This is a genomic window from Sphingomonas arabinosi, assembly GCF_036663715.1.
Lineage (GTDB): Bacteria > Pseudomonadota > Alphaproteobacteria > Sphingomonadales > Sphingomonadaceae > Sphingomonas.
This window is the reverse complement of record NZ_JAXOJN010000040.1, coordinates 1-6836: the sequence shown is the minus strand read 5'-3', so window position 1 is coordinate 6836 and position 6836 is coordinate 1. Positions and strand designations below refer to the sequence as shown.

Sequence of the window (6836 nt, the reverse complement as noted above, 5' to 3'; positions counted from 1 at the left end):
TACCAGGACACCGGACCAGGTATACTTCGACCAGCCGCTTCTCGCAGCGGCATGATCAACCAGCGGCGATCCACTTATCCAGACCGCGAGCCTGTTCAGACAACCGGGGCCACCTCTCAGCGCCAGGCGGCTCCGTTGCGCTTCAAGGCCTCACTAGATCCCCATACCAAGAGGGTCACGCTGACCGCGCTGCTAGGCGCCTGTGGCACCGATCTTCAAGACCTGCGTGATGCGGCGCTGCTATCGCTGGGCTATGACGCGGTATTGCGCGTCAGTGAGCTCGTCGCTGTCACCGTCGCGCACATCGATCCGCACAGCGATGGTTCGGCGCTCCTGTTTATACCATCGTCCAAGACCGATCAGGAAGGGCAGGGGGCCTGGGGCTGGCTGTCCGCGGACACGATGCGCCGGGTCGGCGCTTGGCTGGTAGCGAGTGCCATTACCGAGGGGCCGATCTTCCGCCGCGTTGGGATCGATCGGCGCCGTCTGCGCGCCGCGGTTCCGCCGATGGCGTACGAGGCGATCCCGGGCCACACGCGGCATTGGCAGGAAAAGCTCAAGGGCAAGAAGGCCGAACCTGTGGATCTGCGCAGAAAGCCAGACCCCGCTTCAAGCGGGCCAAGTCGCTGTTATCTCTTCGAAGGTATAGGTAGTGGAGGATTCCCGATCGGTGCCGATTGGTACCGCTTGCTACGTTAAGCCTTGACGCAAATACAACAGCTTGGCCAAAAACTTACCGGCGTGCCAATTTCGGCGCCGACCTACAGCGTGGAGCGCGCACGTCAACGAACGCATGGCCGAGCTGGGGCTTGAGGGCCGGATCGATCATCGCAGCTATGAGGCGCAGGGGATCGGGCTGGAGCCGCAGCACAAGATCGGATCCGCAGCATCGCGGCGACCGGAGCAGGGACTTGAGGCGGAGCGGATCGAGGATCACACGCGCATTGCGCGGGAGAACGGCACGAAGATCATCGCCGATCCCAATGTCGCGCTAGACGCCATTACCCGGCAGCAAACCACGATCACCGTCCGCGACCTTGCGACGTTCGCGTTCCGGCACAGCGACGGCGAGGAGCAGTTCGACCAGGTGATGGGGGCGGTGCGCGCCAGCCCCGAACTGGTCGCATTGGGGACAGAAGGCCGCGACCAGGAGCGGTTCACGTCGCGCGACGTGATCGCGGTGGAGAACCGGCTTGAGCGCACGGGCGACGATTTATCGAGGCGTTCGAGCCATGGGCTCCCGGCAGCTTCAAACAGGGCAGTTCGGGAGGGGGGCCGCGCTGCCGGGAGTGAAGGTATAACGCTCGGCGACGAAAAAGTTGCCGCGCTTGAGCATATTTCTCAGCCGAACGGTCTGGCGGCGGTGGTCGGCTATGCCGGTACGGGCAAGTCGACGATGCTGGGCGTCGCGCGCGAGGCTTGGGATGATGCCGGCTACACGGTGCGCGGGGCAGCGCTGTCTGGCATCGCGGCCGAGAACCTCGAGGGCGGGTCCGGCATCCGGTCCCGCACCATCGCCAGCCTTGAACACGCATGGCGCCAGGGGCGTGAGCAGCTAGGTCCGAAGGACGTGCCGGTCGTGGATGATGCGGGCATGATCGGTTCGCGCCAGATGGAGCGGGTGCTGTCCCACGCCCGGGACGCGGGCGCGAAGGGGGTGCTGGTCGGCGACCCCGAACAGTTGCAGGCGATCGAGGCCGGCGCGGCGTTCCGCAGCGTTACCGAGCGGCACGGCGCGGCCGAGATCATCGAGATACGCCGGCAGCGCGAGGACTGGCAGCGCGACGCCACCCGCGCGCTGGCGACCGGGCGGACCGGCGAGGCGATCCACGCCTATGACGGCAACGGCATGGTCTACGCGGCCGATACCCGCGAGCAGGCCCGGGGCGAGCTGGTCGACGGGTGGGATCGCGCGCGTCAGGCCGAGCCGGGCAAGAGCCGGATCATTCTCACCCATACGAACGCCGAGGTGCAGAGTCTCAATAGCGAGGCGCGCGACCGGTTGCTCGCATCCGGTGACCTTGGCGACGACGTGACGGTAAAGGCTGAGCGCGGCGAGCGGCAGTTCGAGACCGGCGACCGCATCATGTTCCTGCGCAACGATCGCGGCATGGGGGTTAAGAACGGCACGCTGGCGACGATTGAGCGGGTATCGTCCGGGGCCATGGCGGTGCGGCTCGATGACGGGCGCGGCATCGCGTTCGACACCAAGGACTATGCCCATATCGATCACGGCTATGCGGCGACGTTCCATAAATCACAGGGCGTGACGGTCGATCGTGCGCATGTCCTCGCCACCCCCGGTATGGACCGCCACAGCGCCTATGTCGGCATGTCGCGGCATCGCGACGACGTGCAGCTCCACTATGGCCGCGATGATTTCGCCGATCAGGGCCAGCTCGTCCGCGCCCTGTCACGCGACCGCGGCAAGGACATGGCCGGTGACTATGCCCGGCCCGAGCATGACCAGGCGCGGGCGTTCGCCGATCGGCGCGAGATCCGGTTCCCGGAACTCGCGCGCCAGGTGGTGGCGAAGGTTCGCGACAAGGCGCGGGGCATGTTCGACGGTTTCCGTCCGAAGGCTCTCCCGAGCGGGGTCGAGGGGCCGGCGATCGAGAAAGCGACGTCGCCGGAGCGTGTCGCGGCCGATCGGGCGCAGGCACCCTCGCAGGCCCGTGCGATCGAACGCCATGGGCGCGCCGCAGCCGATATAGGCCGGATGCGGGACAAGGGGTTGCCGGTGCTGGCGCACCAGGAACAGGCGCTGGCGAAGGCCGCCGATGCGCTCGACCAGGTGCGGCCGCATGGCGCGCGCGACCTTGCCAGCGCGATCGAGCGCGACCCCCGGCTCGCGCGGGATGCGGCCGAGGGGAACACGGGTGGCGCGGCGAAGGCGATGGAAACCGAGCGCCAGGTACGCATTGACCCGGAGAAGCGCGCGGGCCGGTTCGTGGAGCAGTGGCAGGGCTTGAAGGAAGCGCGAGCCAGCATGGACCGTGCCGGCGACCATGCCGGTGCGGAACGGCTCGGCAAGCGCATGGAGGGGATCGCGGGCGGGCTGCATCGCGACCCGCAGCTCGAATCCGTGTTGCAGCGTCGCGCACTCGAGCTGGCGTTGAGCGTGGAACGCGGCCGGTCGATCGGGCAGGAATTGGCGCAGTCGGTCAGCATCGGGCGTGACCGCGATCATGGCATGAGCCTGTAGGCGATAATTGACGACGATATTCAGGAAGGCGGCGACCCGGCCGAGGCGTTCGACCGGTTGCGCGCCGTGATAGAAGGTCAGGACCGCGAGCTGGCGTTGCTACGCCGTGCGGTGGAGGGCTTGGCGCCGAGCGGGCGCCCGACTATTCCGAGACGCTGGGGCGGATTCAGCAGGGCGTGGACGCCACGGCCGAGCGACTTGCGGTCATGAACGACGTGATCGCGCGGAGTCCGGCGCTGGCGATGACCCCCGAGCAGATGGCGCAGCGCATCGCCGCAGCAGGCAACGCCGCCCGGCGCGAGGATCAGGCGGCGCTCGCCAAGGCCGGCGAGGACAAGGCCCGCGTCATGGCGGAGCTTCGCGCCATCGTCGGATCGGCATGGACTCGGGCCGACCAGAAGAACCGGCAGCTTTGGTTCGAGCTGGGCGGGGCGGCGATCGGCATCCTTGTATGGTCGATCCTGCCAGGCCTCGTCGCGCGCAAGATCGCGCCGGCGAGCTGGCAATGGCCCGAGCGGATAGCCGCGCGGACGCTGGACTTGCCGAAATGGGAAGCCGGGCAGCGCCTTATGCGGGCCGCGGCGCCGGATGCTTTCGCCAACATTGCGGCAGCTGACCGGATCATCACCGCCAATCGCAAGGCTGTGCAAGCTTGCTACACAAAAGCTGGGAAGACGAAGAAGACGGTGTGCTGTATCATTAAGATCAACTGGGATGACGAGGCGGCAAGAAGTCCGATCGTCAGCTCCACGGATTAAAGTGCCAAATTGCTGGAAGTCCGACCATTCCACCGGACAGCCGCCACCACGGGAATCCATGCAGAATAGCAATCGCGAGCGCCGACTTGGGGCGCTTGGCTTTCAAAAACAACTCAACCTGACGAGTAGTAGGGTCGTGCATAAACGGCCTCGCCTTTTGGCCTCGATAAAATCGAAGTGAAAGGATCGAGGGTTCGATGGTCGTGTCCCCGCTGGTGGTGTAGCCCTTCGGGATGTAGGCACAGAAATCAGGATGGTGAACTGATGGGGTGGATCGATCGGTCCGAAACGAGAGATAATCCGTGGCTTGCATTGGCTCTTGGAGCCGGATCATTGTTTGGAACGCTCGTAGCGGAAACCATCTTGGCCAGCGTTTATATGAACGCACCAACAGGCCGGACATATGCACGCAAGCGATCTGATCAAACCAGCTTGAGTAGCTTGCAGGGAGGAGGCCGTCCACATATGCAAGCCGCTACACCTACAACTTCGCCCGTCGTCTGAAGACCCTGCGCGGGCTCACGCTATACGAAGCCATCTGCAAAGCATGGACAGATGACCCCAGCCAGTTCATCTCAAACCCGCACCACAAATCGCTGGGAGCAAACATCTAATGAAAGAGGATTGTGTGAGGCGGAGGTGGCGGAAGCTCGTCACTCCTTCACTCCTGTTTTTGCCTCCAGATACGGCCGTTGTGAGAGAAGCAGTATGAACCGCCAACCCTACCTGATCGGCTATGCCCGCGTGTCGAAGGACGACGACCAATCGAATGCGGCACAGCGCCACGCCCTCGATGCAGCTGGCTGCAGGCGGGTGTTCGAGGAGACGCCCAGCGGCGGCCGGTGGGACCGACCTAAGCTTCTGGAAATGATCGGCCAGCTGCGCGACGGCGACGTCGTGGTTGTCTGGAAACTCGACCGGTTGTCACGCAGTCTGAAGGACATGCTGCACATCATGGAACGGATCGAACTGGCGGGCGCGGGTTTCCGCTCGCTGACCGAAGCTATCGACACCACCACAGCCGCAGGCCGAATGATGATGCAGATGGTGGGCAGCTTTGCCGAGTTCGAACGCACGATGATCCGCGAGCGTACCAGCGCAGGTGTTGCACAAGCTCGAGCAGAAGGACGCATTGGCGGGCGTCGGCGCAAGCTTGCCGACAAACAGTGTCGCGATATCGCCGAGTCTGTTGTTTACGGCCTCAAATCCGGTGCTGATATGGCGAGGCTCTACGGCGTCAGCCAACCCACTGTGTCGCGCATTGTCGCTGCATACCGTCAGCAAGATGATTTTTGACGTCCCCCTGACGTCCCCCTGACGTCCCCCTGTTATGGAGGCCTCGGCCCTTAGCTTTCCGGACACATCAGCCCTTTGTCGGCCAGCGCACTCAACTGATCAATGCATTGCGCGGTCAACGGCCTCTACAAAGCCGAGGTGATCCACCGGCGCGGACCCTGGCGGAGCTTCGAAGCCGTCTAGCACTACTTTGGCAAAACTGGTTCGTCGGCGGTCGTCAGCCGCTTAAGACAGTGTGGGCACTGCGTGGGTGGCGGTCTTGCCAGCCGGTCAATGATGGCCTGTCTGATAGCAGGCAGGGCCGGTTGCGGGGGCGGTCCGCCGATTCTTTTTTTCCGCCCCGCGGCCTTGAGGCGGCGGGATTGAAGGAAGGCGTAGGCGAGCATCGTCATCAAGGCATGCCTGTGTAATCCTGGCCACGACCGACACTCGAAACGGTCGAGTCCGAGTTCCTCTTTTAGTTGCTGGTGGGCCTGTTCACAGACCCATCGCGCCTTGATGGTAGCGGCAAGCTGCCGCAGCGGCGTATCGGGCGGGAGATTGGATACATAGTATTTGCGCTCGCCACTCGAACGGCATTCGCCGACCAGCCAGACCTCTTCACCAGGCAAGGCCTGAACGCGGTTGTCGGCCATACGATGGCGATGTCCCTCGGCGATCCGAACACGCCGGGCGGCGAACAGGCAGGTGAGCCGCCCCTTGGTGCCGCGGCGCCATGCGACCTTTCGCCACGCCTCCCTAGCCAGGATGACCGCAACCGATATTGGTGCCTGGTCGGGGATATGGTATTTGCGCGGCCGTCCGCCGCGTGCTGCCGGGAAGGTCAATTCGACATCGGCCGCGTAGACGGTCTGGCGGGACGACAGGCCGACCGCCCAAGACAGTCCTCGCTCGCTCAGCGCCTGACGGAACGCTGCTCCTGAGCCGTACCCCGCATCGGCCAGCACGCATCCGAAGCGGGCGCCTGCGGCCATGACCCGATCGATCTCAGCCACGGCGATGTCGGGTTTGCTCATCACCACTTGCCGTTCCGTCGGCACCCGGGCGCGTTTCATCCGCACCGGATCGTCTGTCCAACTTTCAGGCAGGAACAAGCGGAGTCCAACCATCACCGGGACCTCGCGCGATGCCAGTGTACCGAGACCAGCGACTGGCAGTTCGCTGTCTTGCCCTGCGACGATGCCTATTGCGGTGCCACACCCACCGATCCACCTGATCTGAAACCAGCGCGCCAGCGCATTTTGTCGGCTGGCTTCGAGGTTACAGATCGGCAGCTAGTCATCCCTGGGTTCAGGCTGGCGAACCATCTCCAGACGTTCATGTTGACGAAGCTGCATACCGGATCGGTCACGCCCGATGGTGCGGTTCGGTTACACAGGACTCGAAAACACGGTCTTGCTGACAAATTACTCGACATGCCGCTTGGATAACCGTAGCTTGAAAAGAAACCCGATATTCGAAAAACGAAATCGTTCAGGGAGAGTGACGACCATGCGTCTTACCGCATACCTGCTGTCGGCAGCGACGATCGCGATTGCCACGCCCGCCGTGGCGCAAGAGGTGACCCCCACGACCAA

At 64.1% G+C, this 6836-nt stretch carries 5 protein-coding genes and 2 pseudogenes; 5 read left to right on the top strand and 2 right to left on the bottom strand.

The window, feature by feature from the left end:
• The 3 genes from U1708_RS20370 to U1708_RS20360 form a co-directional block, all read left to right on the top strand.
• Window positions 1-699: site-specific integrase (locus tag U1708_RS20370; RefSeq protein WP_503676853.1), on the top strand; the 699-nt coding region annotated here is incomplete at its 5' end.
• Between the two features lie 22 nt (window positions 700-721).
• On the top strand, window positions 722-3205 hold the full coding sequence (gene traA, locus U1708_RS20365; protein WP_503676852.1) for a Ti-type conjugative transfer relaxase TraA: 2484 nt from the start codon (window positions 722-724) through the stop codon (window positions 3203-3205).
• A 176-nt stretch (window positions 3206-3381) separates the two neighbouring features.
• Window positions 3382-3963: a DUF6118 family protein gene (locus tag U1708_RS20360; protein WP_332748114.1), complete on the top strand. Its 582-nt coding sequence runs from the start codon at window positions 3382-3384 to the stop codon at window positions 3961-3963.
• Here U1708_RS20360 and U1708_RS20355 read toward each other — a convergent pair.
• A complete protein-coding gene (locus U1708_RS20355) occupies window positions 3947-4297 on the bottom strand; it encodes a hypothetical protein (protein WP_332748113.1) in 351 nt (116 codons plus the stop codon). The genes U1708_RS20360 and U1708_RS20355 overlap by 17 nt on opposite strands.
• Before the next feature lie 148 nt (window positions 4298-4445).
• Here U1708_RS20355 and U1708_RS20350 point away from each other — a divergent pair.
• A pseudogene (locus U1708_RS20350) lies at window positions 4446-4577 on the top strand (IS481 family transposase); the annotation flags it as partial.
• A gap of 94 nt (window positions 4578-4671) precedes the next feature.
• Window positions 4672-5259: a recombinase family protein gene (locus U1708_RS20345; protein WP_332748111.1), complete on the top strand. Its 588-nt coding sequence runs from the start codon at window positions 4672-4674 to the stop codon at window positions 5257-5259.
• 185 nt (window positions 5260-5444) lie between these two features.
• Here the strand turns inward: U1708_RS20345 and U1708_RS20340 are convergent.
• Window positions 5445-6466: pseudogene (locus tag U1708_RS20340) on the bottom strand (IS701 family transposase); the annotation flags it as partial.
• Between the last annotated feature and the right edge of the window lie 370 nt (window positions 6467-6836).